The sequence below is a fragment of the Frankia sp. Hr75.2 genome (genome assembly GCF_949319125.1).
Lineage (GTDB): Bacteria > Actinomycetota > Actinomycetes > Frankiales > Frankiaceae > Parafrankia > Parafrankia soli.
The window spans coordinates 1-14,063 of sequence record NZ_CASGGV010000055.1 but is presented as its reverse complement, the minus strand read 5'-3'; the positions used below and the strand labels follow the sequence as shown (position 1 = coordinate 14,063).

The 14,063-nt window shown below is 72.4% G+C and carries 8 protein-coding genes; 4 read left to right on the top strand and 4 right to left on the bottom strand.

Going from position 1 to position 14,063, the window contains the following annotated elements:
* Nucleotides 1-14: 14 nt before the first annotated feature.
* The 3 genes from AC559T_RS05795 to AC559T_RS05785 all read right to left on the bottom strand — a co-directional run bounded on the left by AC559T_RS05795 (nt 15) and on the right by AC559T_RS05785 (nt 5,288).
* Nucleotides 15-1,598, bottom strand: coding sequence for an MFS transporter (locus AC559T_RS05795; protein WP_112104976.1), 1,584 nt, complete (start codon nt 1,596-1,598; stop codon nt 15-17).
* Between the two features lie 88 nt (nt 1,599-1,686).
* Complete coding sequence (locus AC559T_RS05790) at nt 1,687-3,477, bottom strand: ABC transporter ATP-binding protein (protein WP_498868013.1); 1,791 nt, start codon at nt 3,475-3,477, stop codon at nt 1,687-1,689.
* A complete protein-coding gene (locus AC559T_RS05785) occupies nt 3,474-5,288 on the bottom strand; it encodes an ABC transporter ATP-binding protein (RefSeq protein WP_498868012.1) in 1,815 nt (604 codons plus the stop codon). The genes AC559T_RS05790 and AC559T_RS05785 overlap by 4 nt, the downstream gene beginning before the upstream one ends.
* Nucleotides 5,289-5,436: 148 nt before the next feature.
* Between AC559T_RS05785 and AC559T_RS05780 the strand changes: the two genes are divergently transcribed.
* Complete coding sequence (locus tag AC559T_RS05780; protein WP_498868011.1) at nt 5,437-6,144, top strand: TetR/AcrR family transcriptional regulator; 708 nt, start codon at nt 5,437-5,439, stop codon at nt 6,142-6,144.
* A 39-nt stretch (nt 6,145-6,183) separates the two neighbouring features.
* On the opposite strand, the gene AC559T_RS05775 is transcribed toward AC559T_RS05780, so the two are convergent.
* Entirely contained in the window at nt 6,184-9,189 is a 3,006-nt protein-coding gene (locus AC559T_RS05775; protein ID WP_498868010.1) for a helix-turn-helix transcriptional regulator, read from the bottom strand.
* A gap of 1,191 nt (nt 9,190-10,380) precedes the next feature.
* Here AC559T_RS05775 and AC559T_RS05770 point away from each other — a divergent pair.
* The 3 genes from AC559T_RS05770 (at nt 10,381) to AC559T_RS05760 (ending at nt 13,045) form a co-directional block, all read left to right on the top strand.
* Nucleotides 10,381-11,238 carry a class I SAM-dependent methyltransferase gene (locus tag AC559T_RS05770; RefSeq protein ID WP_112104981.1) on the top strand — a complete coding sequence of 286 codons (858 nt, stop codon included), beginning with the start codon at nt 10,381-10,383 and terminating at the stop codon, nt 11,236-11,238.
* 152 nt (nt 11,239-11,390) lie between these two features.
* Nucleotides 11,391-11,870, top strand: coding sequence for a hypothetical protein (locus tag AC559T_RS05765; protein ID WP_498868009.1), 480 nt, complete (start codon nt 11,391-11,393; stop codon nt 11,868-11,870).
* A gap of 269 nt (nt 11,871-12,139) precedes the next feature.
* Entirely contained in the window at nt 12,140-13,045 is a 906-nt protein-coding gene (locus AC559T_RS05760; RefSeq protein WP_498868008.1) for an SAM-dependent methyltransferase, read from the top strand.
* Nucleotides 13,046-14,063: the final 1,018 nt, after the last annotated feature.

The window sequence follows — 14,063 nt, the reverse complement described above, 5'->3', positions numbered from 1 at the left end:
CGCGGCCCCGCCGCTCAGCCGTTCGCCCCCGTCGGCAGCTGGCTGCCGCCGGGCGCGGGGATCGCGGGCCCCCCGGGTACCGCCGCGCCCGCCGGGCCGTCGGCCGCCGCGGCGCGGGGGGCCGTCGGTACCGGTCGGACCAGCAGCAGCACCGCGACACCCGCCACCAGCGCGGCGACCCCGCTGATCAGGAAGACCCGATCGAGCCCGTCGGCGTACGCGGCGTGCAGGGCCTGGTCGACCGCGGCGCGCGCGGCCGCGGGCACGCGCGCGATGATCTCCGGCGCGCCGCCGCCGGACAGCGCGCTGGCGGTGGCCTGCGGGTCGTCGAACTGGCCGCTGTCGCTGAGCGTGGCCCGTGCCTGCCCGGCCAGGGCCGTGCCGAAGACGGGAACGCCGACCGCGAACCCGAGCTGGCGGAACGTGTTCATCGCGCCGTTGGCCATGCCCGCGCGCTCGGGGGGCGCCGTGGTGAGCGCGGCGGAGGCGAGGACCGGCGAGGCCAGCCCCACCCCGACACCGGTGACGATCAGTCCGGCCAGCAGCGCGGTCCATCCCGACGACGGTGCGATGACCATGTCGAGCAGCGTCCCGGCTCCCACGAACAGCAGGCCGGCCCCGATCGAGATCCTCGGCGGGACTCCGTGCAGCAGCCGGCCGCCGGCCCCGGCGACCACGAACGACATCCCCGCCAGCGGGGTGAGCACCAGACCGGCCTTCACCGGGTCGAAGTCGAGGACGGTCTGCGCCCACACCGACACGAACACCAGGTTGGCGAACGCCGCCCCGGTCAGGACGAAGCCGCCGAGCATGAGCGCGGAGAACGACGGGCCGCGGAACAGCCGCGGGTCGAGCATCGGCGCGCGCCGGCCGCGTTCCACCAGGACGAAGACCACCAGAGCCACGGCGGCGCCGATGAGGCACCCGAGGGTGACGAAATCCGACCAGCCCTGGTCACCGGCCTCGATGAGGCCGTAGATGAGCAGGGAGACCCCGAGCGTGAACGTGACGGTGCCGGGGATGTCGATGCGGCCGCTCGCCCGGTCCCGCGACTCCGTGACGGCACGCAGGGCGATGACGATGGCGACCGCGGCCACCGGCAGGTTGACCAGGAAGATGGCCCGCCAGCTGATGTGCTCGGTGAGCAGGCCGCCGACGATGGGGCCCAGCGCCGCGGCGGCGCCGTTGACCGCGCCCCACACCCCGAAGGCCACACCGAGGTCACGGCCGCGGTAGGTGGCGCTGAGCAGGGCGGCGTTGGTCGCGAACATGGCCGCGGCACCGAGCCCCTGCATGCCCCGGGCGGCGATCAAAAAGCCGATGTTCGGAGCCAACCCGCAGGCGAGCGAGGCCGCCGCGAAGACGACCAGCCCGAGGAGGAAGATCCGGCGGCGGCCGAAGAGGTCGGACGCCGAGCCGATCGCCATCAGCAGGGCGGCGAGCACCAGGACGTAGATGTCGACGGTCCACTGCAGATCGGTGAACGAGGAGTCGAGCGCGTCGGCCATGGCCGGCACCGCCACGCTGACGATCGTGACGTCGAGGAGCAGCATGAAGGTGCTCAGGGAGACCGTGAGCAGGGGTAGCCATTTACGCATGGGGAGCCGTTCTCGGGAGGGGCGAGGCGGCGCTCGGGCGTCGACCCGACGCGTCCCGCCGGCGGTAGCGGGAGTGACCTCGGGTTTCCTAGTGGCCCGCGGCCGGGTGGGGAAGACGGGCGAGCGCGGCCTCGCCGGTGGGTGCGGTGCCAGGCGCCAGGCGCCAGCCCTCGGCTCCGCGGCGCCGCTGCCAGAAGGCGGCGTACCGGCCGCCGGTCCCGATGAGCTGGGCATGGGTTCCGGACTCGACGACGAGGCCCCGCTCCAGGACGAGAATCTGGTCGGCCGCCATCACCGTCCCCAGCCGGTGCGCGATCACGAGCAGCGTGCGGTTGTTCGCCAGCGCGGCCAGTGCCTGCGCGACGGCCTGCTCGTTCTCCGGGTCCAGCGCGGACGTCGCCTCGTCGAGCAGCACGATCGGAGCGTCCTTGAGGATCGCGCGGGCGATGGACACCCGCTGGCGCTCGCCGCCGGACAGGGCGCTGCCGCCCTCCCCGACCCGGGTGTCCCAGCCCTCGGGCAGCCGCGCGACGATCTCGTCGACCCGGGCCAGCCGCGCGGCCTCGCGCACCTGCTCGGCGCTCGCCCCGGAACGTCCGACCCGGATGTTGTCCTCGATGCTGCCCTCGAACAGGTAGACGTCCTGGAAGACCACGGAGATCAGCGACGTCAGCTCGTCGGGGTCGATCTCCCGGACGTCGACCCCGCCGATCCGCACGGCTCCCGAGTCGGTGTCCCAGAAGCGCGCGATGAGCCGGGTGACCGTGGTCTTGCCGGAGCCCGACGGGCCCACCAGCGCGGTCATCGTGCCCTCGGCCAGCCAGGCGGACACCCCGGAGAGCACGCGGCGGCCCTCGTAGCCGAACACGACGTTGTCGAGCTCGATGCCGGTGCCCTCGGGGTGCCGGGGGGCCGCCGGGGTTGGCAGCGTCGGTAGGGCGAGCAGGTTCTCGATGCGCTCGAGGGCGCGGCTGGCCTTCTGCAGCTCGGTGCCCAGCGCCGCGGCCTCCGCGACGGGTTCGATGAACCTGGCCGCCAGGGCGAGCACCGCGAGCAGCGTGGGCGCGTCGAGCGAGCCGTCGAGCGCGAGGTAGGTGCCGAGGATGATGACCACGGTGAACGCGGCCTGGACCGCGACCGCGAAGCCGATCAGCCCCGGCACGGCCACGCTCAGCTGCCGGTGCCCGGCCGCCCGCTGCCGTTCCAGGGCCTCGTCGAGCGCCCGGGCGGCGGGCCCGGTCGCACCGCGGCCGAACACCCGCAGCACCCGCTGGGCCCGGGCGAACTCGAGCACCCGCCCGCCGGCGTCCACCTGGGCGGCGTCGCTGGCGGCGTCGGCCTGGTGGGCGAGCCGGGTGCTCCAGCGGTAGACCAGCGCGAGCATCGGGACGGTGAGCGTGGCGGCGAGCGCGAGCCGCCAGTCGAAGACGTACATCAGCGCGACGACGACACCGGGGGTCACGAATCCGGTCAGCAGCGGCCGCAGCAGGTGCGCGAACACGCCCATGACGTCCATGACGTCCCGCGTGGCGAGCTGGTTGACCGCCGCCGTCCGGTCAGCCGAGAACCAGCCGAGCGGGAGGCCGGCGACCCGGTCGCCGATGCGGTGGTGCACGGTGCGCGAGAGGCCGGCACCCGCGTCGGCGCTGGCCAGCAGGCCCACCCGGTGCGCGAACCCGTACCCCGCCGTCGTCGCGAGGAGGGCCAGGATCCACGGCCAGACGTCATCCGGGTTGTCGCCGAGCAGCGCGCGCAGGATCGGCACCAACAGCACGAAGGCCGCGCCCTGCAGGACGGCCGCGCCGACGAGCCAGCCGAGCAGGCTCCGCAGCTCGCCCCGGTGCTCCGGGCCGAGCAGTGTGAACAGCCTCCGGATCACCGGGCCTCCTCCGTTCCGGTCAGCGCGCCCGCGGCACCGCGAACGCCGGCAGGTCCCGGGGCAGGGCCGGGACGTGCGTGCGGGTCGGCGGCGCGCTCGTGCTCCGCCCACATCCGGGCGTAGACGCCGCCCGCCGCGACCAGCTCGGCGTGGGTGCCCCGCTCGGCGATCGCGCCGTCGTCGAGAACGACGATCTGGTCGGCGGCGACGATCGTCGCCAGCCGGTGGGCGATGACGAGCACCGTCTTCTCCCTGGTCAGTTCGGAGAGAGCGTCCTGGATGTCGGCCTCGGCCTCGGGGTCGGTGAACACCGTCGCCTCGTCCAGGACGATCACGGGGGTGTCCGCGAGCAGGGCGCGGGCGATCGCGACCCGCTGCGCCTCACCGCCGGAGAGCTGGCCGTCCTCACCGATGACGGAGTCGTAGCCCTGGGGCAGCTCACGGATGCGGCTGTCGATGCGCGCGGCCTGGGCGGCGGCGCGCACCTCGGCGAGATCGGCCTCCGGCCGGGCCAGCCGGATGTTGTCGGCGATCGAGTCACGCAGCAGGTGGGTGTCCTGGAAGACGAAGGCGACCCGGCGGTACAGCTCGTCGGGGGCGATGTCGCGCAGGTCGACGCCACCCAGCCGGATCGCGCCGCCGGTGACGTCGCCGAAGCGCGGCACCAGCGACGCGAGGGTCGACTTGCCGGAGCCCGACGCCCCGACCAGCGCGGTGATCGTCCCGGGGCGCAGGGTCAGGTCGATGCCCCGCAGGACCTCGGTCTCCCCGTCGTAGGAGAACCGGGCGTCCTCGAAGACGACGTCGTTGCCGGCCGGGACGGCGGGCTCGGCGGTGACGGGCAGCGGGGGCACGGCCAGCACGCCCGTCACGTTCGCGGCCGCCTGGTGGGCGGTGCGCATGTTGTAGATCCCGTAGCTGAGCGCGAGGATCGGCGCCGCGAGGCCGGCGCCGAGCAGCGCGAACGGCAGCAGGTCGACCGGCTCCATGTCGGCCTTCGTGACGAGCAGCGCGCCGCCGACGAGGACGGTGAGCAGCGCCACCACCGGGGAGAGCAGGATCTCCGAGATCGCGCGCAGGCCGATCGTCGAGGTGACCCAGCCCTTGAAGAAGGTCGAGTAGTCGTCGGCGGCCCGGGTGAAGCGCTCGTGCGCGCCGCGCGCCCGGCCGAAGATCTTCACGACGGCGATGCCGTCGACGAACTCGACCGTGCTGGCGCTGATGGCTCGCGTGGCCTCGTCGAAGGGCTGGAGCTGGGCGCCGACGGCCGCGAGGTTCCGCCCGTAGAAGTAGAGGCCGACGATCAGCGGAGCGAGGGTGATCAGCGCCATTCTCCAGTCGACCCAGAACAGGTAGGCCAGGGTCGTCAGCGGCACGACGGTCGCCGCAGTGATCTCCAGCCGGGAGTGCGCGACCAGGTGGTGCATGGTCGTCACGTCGTCCTGGACGGCCTTCTTGACCGTGCCGGAGTTGCGATCGGAGAACCAGCCCAGCGGCACCCGGCCGAGGTGGCTGACGATCCGCCGGCGGATGTCGAGCTGCAGCCGGTTGTCCGCGAAGTGGCTCACCCCGCCGGCCACGGCCAGCAGGACGAGCCGCGCGAACAGGGCCGCGACGCCGACCCAGGTGATCGTCCAGGCGCGCCCGTGATCGACCGGGCCGTCGTCGAGCAGGACGCGCCCCAGCTCGGCGGCGGCGATGAAGGGCACGACGCTCACGGCCGCGGAGACGGCCTGCGCCGCGGTGGCGAGCCACAGCCGGCCCCGGATGGGCCGCAGCAGCGCCGCCAGCGCTCCTCGATCTTCGTTCATGTGTCGACCTTCGCTAGATCGTCCAAGCCTTCGCTGAACAGTGTGCAACAGATGTTAGACACCGTCTAATAGCTTAGGCTGACCTTAGCCGATGGATGTTCCTCGCATCGAGACGGGGGCGCTCGAGCCCGGCGGTTAAGGTGACCCCATGGACCGGCCCAGCCACTCCGCACGATCGCGCCTGGCCGCCGGTCTGCCGCCGATGACGGCCGAGAAGATCGTGGACACGGCGCTGGAACTGACCCGCGGCCAGGGTCTCGACGGCTGGTCGATCCGCCAGCTGTCCGGAGCCCTGGAGGTCTGGCCCGGCGTCATCTACCACCACGTCGGCGACCGCGAGACCGTCGTCGACGCCATCACCGACCGGGTGATAGCCCTCATCCCCGTCCCGGACGCCGACCTACCCTGGCGGGAGTGGTTCACCCGGCTGCTGCGCGAGGGCCGGGCGGTGCTGCGGGAGTTCCGCGGGGTCGCCCGGCGCGTCGTCCTGATCGGGCCGACGGTTCCCGCCGCCCTGCCCACGATCGACCGCGGCATCCAGGTACTGCAGCGCGCCGGTTTCGGCGGCGACGCGACCCTGGTCTACCGGTTCCTGCTCAACACCGCGTTCATGATGGTTGCGGCGGAGGACGACCGCGCCGAGCGGCCGGAGGCGCGCGGCAAGATGGCACAGGTCCTCAGTGACTTCCAGGACACCCCGCAGCCCGGCCTCGCCGCGGCCAGCGTCGACGCCCTCGCCCGGGCGCGCGACCCTCGGCCGCCCGCCGAGCTGGACGTCGAGTTCTTCGAGTTCACCGTGGCCCGTGCCCTCGACGGCGTCGCGATCTGGTTGGAGTCGTCGAGCGCCCCGCGATGACCGGCGGCGCGCACGGCCGGAGCCGGCGGCGCCCCGGCGTCAGGTCACCGACCCCGCGGCGAAGCCGGACTCCAGGCTCTCCTGCAGCCGGAGTGCCAGATCGGCGCGACGCAGCACCCCGAGCTTGCCGTAGGCGCGTTGCAGGTGGTTCTCGACGGTCCGGACAGACACGACCAGACGGGACGCGATCTCCCGGTTCGACAGCCCGACGGCCGCGAACGCCGCCACCTCCCGTTCCCGCGGGGTGAGCTCGGGGCCGGGAACCCCGTGCGACCTGGTCCCGCCACGCGCCGCCGCGGCACCGGCGGCGACGCTGACCTCGTCGGACGCCCAGGGCGGCAGCGGCCCCCCGCATCGGGAGACGAGATCGGCGCCGCGGACTCTCGCCAGCCGCCCGCTGCGGACCGCACCGCGCATCTGATACGCGGCGGCGGCCTGGACGGCGGCCTCGGCGGCCAGCGGCAGCAGGCACATGTCCTCGAAGCGGCGGGAGACGCCACTCAACGCGTCACCGTCGGCGCCGGCAAGGGCCCGGACATGAACGGACCACGCCTGCGCCACCTCGGCGGCCCCGATCCGGGTGGCCAGGGCCTCACACCGGGCCACCACGGCGTTCGCGACGCCCAGCCGCGCGGCGAGGTGCAACGCCTCGACGGCGCGAACAATCCGCCCGGCGGCCACGAAACGGTCAGCCAGCTCCAGCGCGAGGGCGACGGCCCGCGCCCGGTCACCGGCATGCGCGTGCACGGCCGCCTCCTCGATCTCCACCCACCCGCGGGCGGTCGTGGAGCCGCCGGTCGAGGCCACCAGCGCACGGGCCTCCGCGATCGCCACCAGCGCGTCCGCGTGGGAGCCGGCCTCCGCGAGGGCACCCGCCAACTGGGCACGCGTCCAGCAACGGATGTCCGGGATGCTCGCGGCGGCGGCCGAGTCATCGGAGCGCCGCAGCAGGTCGACAGCCTCGGCGTTCCGGCCGGTCAGCCTCAGGTGGTGGGCCTCGACAAGCACGGTCAGCGGATCCCACATCACCCGGGACGGGCCGTCGGCCAGCCGGCGGCGCACCCACCGCAGCGTCGCCGAGGCGTCGCCCATCCGTCCCAGTGCGACGCAGGCGGCCACCGTCGCCAGCCGGTGCGGCAGCCAGTGGTGATCAGCCCACCGGTCGAGTGCCGGCAGGCAGCTGTCCAGCAGCTCGAGGGCACCGGCCGCGTCACCGAGCTCGGTGCGCGCGACCGCCATGACCGGGACGGCCTCGCGCACCAGCGGTGAGTCCGCGTTCTCCCCCGCGATGGCGGACCCGACCAGCGTCAGCGCCTCCGGCAGGCGGTCCGCGAGCATCCAGACGATCGCCAGGGTGGCCGACAGCTTCGCCTCGTCCGCGGCGGGCACCGCGGAGCGGACGGCGGCGAGCAGCGCCTCAGCGTCGTCGATCCGGCCCAGCCCACCGGCCATGTTCAGCGCCCGGGTGCGGGCCAGCGCGGCCAGCTCCTCCCGGGGGGCGTGGTCACAGCCCGGCCCGAAGACGTCCTCGGCGTCCGAATGCCTGCCCTGCGAGCACAGGGCCCGGCCCAGCAGCAGCTCGATGCGGCTGCGGGAGAGGGTCGGCTCCCGCACCGCGATCGCGAGCCGGCACAGCCGTTCGGCGAACACGACGTCGCCGGTGCCCACCGCCCGTTCCGCCGCCGCGATCAGATGCGCCGGTTCGGGCATCTGACCCGCGTCGAGACGCAGCCGGACGGCCCGCAACAGGTCGGTGCGCCGACGCAGCCCCGTTTGTTCGATCGCGCCGGCCAGCCGGGCGCGCAGTCGCCGCGCGGTCAGCTCCGGCAGGGACGCGACCAGCACCTCGCTGTGCAACGGATAGAAGAGGCGCAGCTGGACACGGCGGCCGACTCCTTCGGCCACGATGATCCGGCGCCGGTTGAGCGACTCGGCCGCGGCGGCGAGCTCCGCCACAACGGGCAGATCGGCCTCGAGGGGCTCGGCGAGCGCCACCATGGCGACCAGCTCGACCTCATCCGGCGCGAGGTCGGCCAGCCGAAGCCGGACCAGGTCGGAGAGCCGGCCACCGCTGCTCGCGAGACCGGACCACCGCCAGATCCCGTCCGCCTGGACCAAGGTCCCCTCAGCCAGGGCGTGACCCACCAGCTCACACAGGTAAAGGGCATTGCCCCGGGTCAGGTGGTGCAGCCTGGCCAGCGTCGACTCGTCGACGGTGCCGCCGAGCCGGGCCCGGACCATCGCGTGCACACCGCTCTCGTTGAACTCGGCCAGGTCGAAACGTTCGGCGAGCCGCTCCATCCAGAGCCTGCTGACGCCCCGGTGCTGGTTCTCACCGGAGCAGACGGCGGCGACGAGAGTGACCCGGCCGGTGGCGACCAGGTGGTGCAGCATCGCCGCCGGCTCGGAATCCAACAGGTGCGCGTCGTCGACGCCGAGCACCACCCGTCCCGCCGTGCCGGCCGCCGGCGGGAACCGAGCGGGCGCTCGGTTCCCGCCGCCCGCCTCCGGGCCTCGGCGGGTACCGGAGAATCCGTGGTCCGGGCGTGCCGCGCCCAGACCCGCCGAGCCGAACACCCGCCGCGGGCGGGCATCCGGGCCCCCCGGCCGGTGCTCCGTGTCGCGAGGCCGAAAACCCCCGGTCGGACCGCCCTCGAGCGGATCCCCGCCCAGCAGGTCGAAGGTCGCCGAGAGCTCCGCCAGCAGCGAGCCGGGCAGGTCGGGATGGGTCCCGTGTGGAGCGTCGATCAGTCGGACCGGATCACCGGCTGTCGCCACCTCCGCCAGGGCGGTCCGCAGCAGCCGGGTCTTGCCCACACCGGGCTCGCCGACGAGAACGACGCTGGTTCCCCGCCGGACGGCGCCCACCACCGCGGCGAGCTCGGACGCACGGGCCGCCATCGGCCACTGCTGGTTGCTGACGGCGCGGTCCTCGCCTGGCGCCACCGGCCCCACGCCGCCGTCGGATTCTCGGGTGTCCAGGGCCAGCGAGCCAACCCGGTTCAGGAAGTCCAGTTCTTGACCGCCGGTGTTTCCCCTATGCACCGGTACACCGCGAGGTGCCCGCGATCATTGTGGCAAGCTGTCTCGACACGGTCAGAGCGGCGGCACGCCGGTTCCCCACGAACGGGGCTGGCGAATCCGGCCATCGTGGACGCAATAGTTTCCGCATCCTCGTCCCATCCTTGTCAAATTGTGTGCATCGAGATTCGCCGAGCCTGCCGGGACCCGCACCGGGTGCCGCCTGGAACATCGCTTTTGATGCGCTGCAGCGGTGTGGTCAGAATGACGCCCTGAGGTTACAGATCATCTCCAGTGTCGACATCGGTGCTTTTGTTGCCGGCCGGGAACGACCTGGGCGGTCGTCCCGGTGGTCGCGACCGCTCCGTCACTCAGGCGGCGCCGTGACCGGAACGGCTCCGCCGTCCAAGCGCGCCCGCAACCGTCGGCCAGAGGTGCTGACCGGCGTCCCCGGCCCGACTCGACATGCCCGACAGAGGGCGGGTGAGCAGACAGAAGATCGCTTCACGGAGACGGGACGGCTCCGACCTAGACAGCGTCTAACAACTAAGGCCAACCTAAGCCAGCGACCATCGATCGTCAAGAAGATCTGACAACCTTTACACAGGATCGCAATGCCAGCACGATGCCAGGCACCAATATCACGGAACGCACATCGAGCCATACGCTCGGACTTCATCGACATCAGGAACATCACCGGGCCACTCGCCTCCCCCGGTCTGTCCGGAAGGCGACGAAGGCTTGTGTTCCACGGGAACCCCGCTACGCCTGCCGGCACGAGCCAGCCGGCACGAGCAGCCGGCCCCAGCACCGTGGCTCCGCGGGCCCGCCCGCGCCGGTGGAGCGGCCAACGCCCCGAGCACACCCGCGCCGGCCGCGGCCCCCACCGTGAACCAGCTCTCTTTCTCCGGGCCAGGACGCGGGCGGCGCCGTTTCAGCCACGCTCCGACAGGCGGTTCACCAGGGTAGCCACCCCATTACCCGCCAATCACCGCCAATCACCTGCGGCCCGGGCGGTATCAAGGACACGGGTAGGCTGCGAAGGCCGCTGTCCGAGATTCCGTGCTCGCGAATCCCGCCGAGAGCAGATGGCAGACGGCGGCAGGCAGATAAAGGCGAGCGGATCCGCGCCGGAAGAAATCGTGCCCCGCGCATACCCGAATGAGCCGCTGTTCCCACACCCTCGGGTACTTCGGCAGAAGGTGAGAGAAGCTCATGCCTGGCACGCGAACCGCGGCCCCGGAAAGCACCGCGACGCGGGTTGCCCTGTGGCGGGCCATGCACGTCCAGGTCGACCCGCGGCCGCACGTGTTCGAGGACGAGATCGGCCTTCGGCTGGTGGCCCCGGGCGACGACTGGCGCGCCCGCCCGGACATGGACCAGCACGCGACGCGCCGCACCCGGGCGTCCATGGTGGCCCGCGCCCGCCTCGTCGAGGACCTGGTCGCCGAACAGGCCGGCCGCGGTGTCAGCCAGTACGTCATCCTCGGAGCCGGCCTGGACACCTTCGCCCAGCGCCGGCCGGAGATCGCCTCGGGCCTGCGGATGTTCGAGGTCGACCAGCCGGGCCCACAGGCCTGGAAACGGCGGCGCCTCGCCGAGATCGGCTTCGGCGTCCCGGAATGGCTGCGGTTCGTCCCGGTCGACTTCGAGGTGGGGCCGTCCTGGTGGGAGCGGCTCACGGCCGCCGGCTTCGACCCGACGCGGCCGGCCGTCGTGGTCTGCGCCGGCGTCACCATGTACCTCACCAGGGACGCGACCACGGCCATGCTCCGCCAGGTCGCCGCGCTCGCCTCCGGCTCGACGCTCGTCACGACGTTCCTGGTGCCGCCGACCCTCGTCGAGCCGGCGGAGCGCGCCCTACGCGAGATGACGGAGAAGGCGGCGCGCGCAGCCAGGACCCCCTTCATCAGCTTCTTCACCCCGCCGGAGATGCTGGCGCTGGCCCGGGAAGCAGGTTTCGGGGAAGCCCGGCACGTGTCGGCCGGCGATCTGACCAGGCTCTACTTCACCGGCCGTTCGGATGACCTTCGGCCCTCAAGCTCGGAGGAGCTGCTGGTGACGACCACCTGACGACCCCGGCCGGCGGGCGCCGAGCCGAGCCGCTGGGCCGTCGGAGTCATCGCGGGGACTTCGGCGGTGGGCGCGCGCACCCTGGAAGCCGGCGCGCCGTTCACCGGAACGGCGCCGACCGCCGGCTTTCCCGCGTGATCCCTGGAGCTCCCGTGCCCACTGTGCCGTATGACGTCAATGCGTCCCTGCTGCAGGCCGCCGCGTGCTCCGAAAACGAGATCAGCACGCTAATCAATTCACTCACCCTGGAAAGAGCCGCGCCGCCGATCCTCGACGAGATACTGGCCCGCCGCCTTCCCTGCGCGGACCTGGCCGGCACGGTCCTCTTCGAGCTCCGCCTCGGTCGGATGTCGGCGGAGCGCACGCTCTCCTTTCGCGACGGACGCGTCGAGGTGACCCGCAGCCGCGCCGACTCCCCCGGCGGGACGGGAACCCGGACGGTTATGACCCGACTCAAGGAGCTTCTCAACGGCCTGCACTACCCGGAGCACGAGGACACGTCGGTCTACCAGCCGCCCGCCACCAACCGGGGAGTCTCGGCCGTGCTTTTCTACCGGAACATAGTTTTCATCGAGAAAGGCCTCAACACCGAGATCGGACCACCGGAATGGACGCCACGCGTACCCGTATGACCCGGAACCGACGGCGCGCGAGGAACCGCATAACGGCCACCGCTGGCGATCAGCTCGTCCACCACCCGGTCCACGTGGCCCGGCCGGCGGTGACCGCCGACGACGAGCACCCGCACACCGTCGATGACGGGCGGCCGCACCGGGACATGGTCTCCAGCCTCACCGAGGCGCAGGCCCCGGCAGCGCAGGCAGCGAAGCGCCCAATCGGCGGCCACGGTCAGTCCTGCGGGCTAGATTCCCCTCGACGCCCGAGGCGGAAGGAACATGACATGGCGGAGCAGAGGAGCTGGGACATCGTCACCGGCCCCGGGCTGACGGCCCTTGGTATAGCCGCGTCCCGGACTGTGGAGTCGTCGATGCCCGACGCGCTCATCGACGACCGGTTCGGGGCCGCGTTCGTCCAGGCCGTAGCCTCACCCGTGCCGTTCCCGCTGAATTGGCCCGCCGCGGGCGAGCCGGTGACAGACCGGCAGGCGCTGTCTCTGCATACCTCCCGCTACATCGGCGTGCGCTCGCGGTTCTACGACGACTTCGTCCACGACGCACTTCGCGGCGGTGTCGGTCAGGTCGTTCTTCTCGCCGCGGGCCTGGACACCCGTGCGTTCCGACTGGGCTGGCCCGGCGACGTCACGCTGTACGAACTGGACCAGCCGCAGGTCCTCGCGTTCAAGGACGACGTGCTGCAGCGCAAACAGGCGCAACCGGGCTGCCGGCGCGTCCCGGTCGGAACCGATCTGCGCGAGGAATGGCCGGACGCGCTCATCGCGGCGGGGTTCACCCCGAGCGACCCAACCGCCTGGATCGCGGAAGGGCTGCTCGGCTACCTACCGGCGGCGGCCGAGGAACGCCTGATCCGGGAGATCCACCGGCTCTCCGTCCCCGGCAGTCGACTCGCGCTCGACCGCTTCGCCCACCTGGAGCGCCTCGCCTCCGACACCGCCACGCTGGACCAGCTCACCAGCCGGTCCGGGATCGAGGCGAGGGCCCTGTTCAACACCGAGACCCGCCCCCACCCCGCCCAGTGGCTACGCCCCAACGGCTGGACCATCCGCGAGGATGACGACCGCACGGTCGCCCACCGCTACGGTCGCGATCTGACCGACCCCTTCACCGGGAAGGCCACCCGGCCCTGGCTCGACACACAGTTCCTCACCGCCGAGCTCACCCGTACCTGACCCTCGGACGGAGCCATCCGCCCGACCGCTCGACTGCAAAACGGAATACCGCGTATCGGAATATACCGGAAACTGACGCGCAGTGCCGCAAAATCCGAGGCCGGGGCATTTCCGGTGTCGGAACGTGCCGGCGCATGTCGTGCCGTGCCGGAGCATCCGCGCGCCCAATGCGCGCCCACGCGGCCGGGCCATGGCCGGCGACGCCACGACATAAAAGCCATACCACCCCTTACTGAATGCTTCGGTTACGCCACGCAGTTGATCGTGGACCAGGAAGAACCGGCCCAGCCCGTCCGTCAATCGACGCACTGGGCGACGACGGCCGAGCGAGGGCTGATGGTTGTGCCGCCTGCTACTGGTGAACTCGTCGTCGACGCCACTGATGAAGGCGTTCTCCTCGGCGGGCGTGAAGACCAGGCCAGGGACTGCGGTGTTCCGGGATGCGGGCGGACGCCACCGTACACGTCGGCCTCGGCGTCGGTCGGGCTGTCAGCGCCGCTGTCGTCGGGCCGCCAGCGGCACGGACTGCACCCCGGGCTCGACGCAGCCCAACATTCGGCGAGAGCGGTCAGGTCGTCCCCACATCCACGGGAGTCTCCTCCTAATCCGCGGGAGTGCCCATGCCCATGGCACCCCGACCGTCCCGCACGCGTGGGAGTGGCTCCGGGACGACTGATAATTCTTCGTGGTCGGCTGGTGCACGCCACACCGCGCCCGCCGCCGCAGGCCGCACGGGTCATACGGGCGTGGAGGTGACGCCGAACCTCGAAACCTCAATTCACCAGTCGTCCTCGCGCTGCCCCGCCAGTGCCGGGACGGCGTGGTTGGCATCGTCCGATGGCGTCGGCCGCCTTGGGAAACCCCGCGCATGCGGGGACGAGCCGTTGATCAGTGGCCACAGTTTGCGGATTCCGGGAAGATCCCCGCGCGTGCAGGGACGACCCGTGGACGGTGGTCACCTGGCCGTTCTGGCGGCGGCCGACGCCTGGGTGGCGCCGACCGCGGCCGGTGGTTCGGC

Excerpts from the sequence above, each read along its gene's own strand:
- AC559T_RS05770 (WP_112104981.1), top strand. The coding sequence starts at position 10,381 with ATGCCTGGCACGCGAACCGCGGCCCCGGAAAGCACCGCGACGCGGGTT.
- AC559T_RS05760 (WP_498868008.1), top strand. The coding sequence starts at position 12,140 with ATGGCGGAGCAGAGGAGCTGGGACATCGTCACCGGCCCCGGGCTGACG.
- AC559T_RS05785 (WP_498868012.1), bottom strand. The coding sequence starts at position 5,288 with ATGAACGAAGATCGAGGAGCGCTGGCGGCGCTGCTGCGGCCCATCCGG.
- AC559T_RS05795 (WP_112104976.1), bottom strand. The coding sequence starts at position 1,598 with ATGCGTAAATGGCTACCCCTGCTCACGGTCTCCCTGAGCACCTTCATG.
- AC559T_RS05780 (WP_498868011.1), top strand. The coding sequence starts at position 5,437 with ATGGACCGGCCCAGCCACTCCGCACGATCGCGCCTGGCCGCCGGTCTG.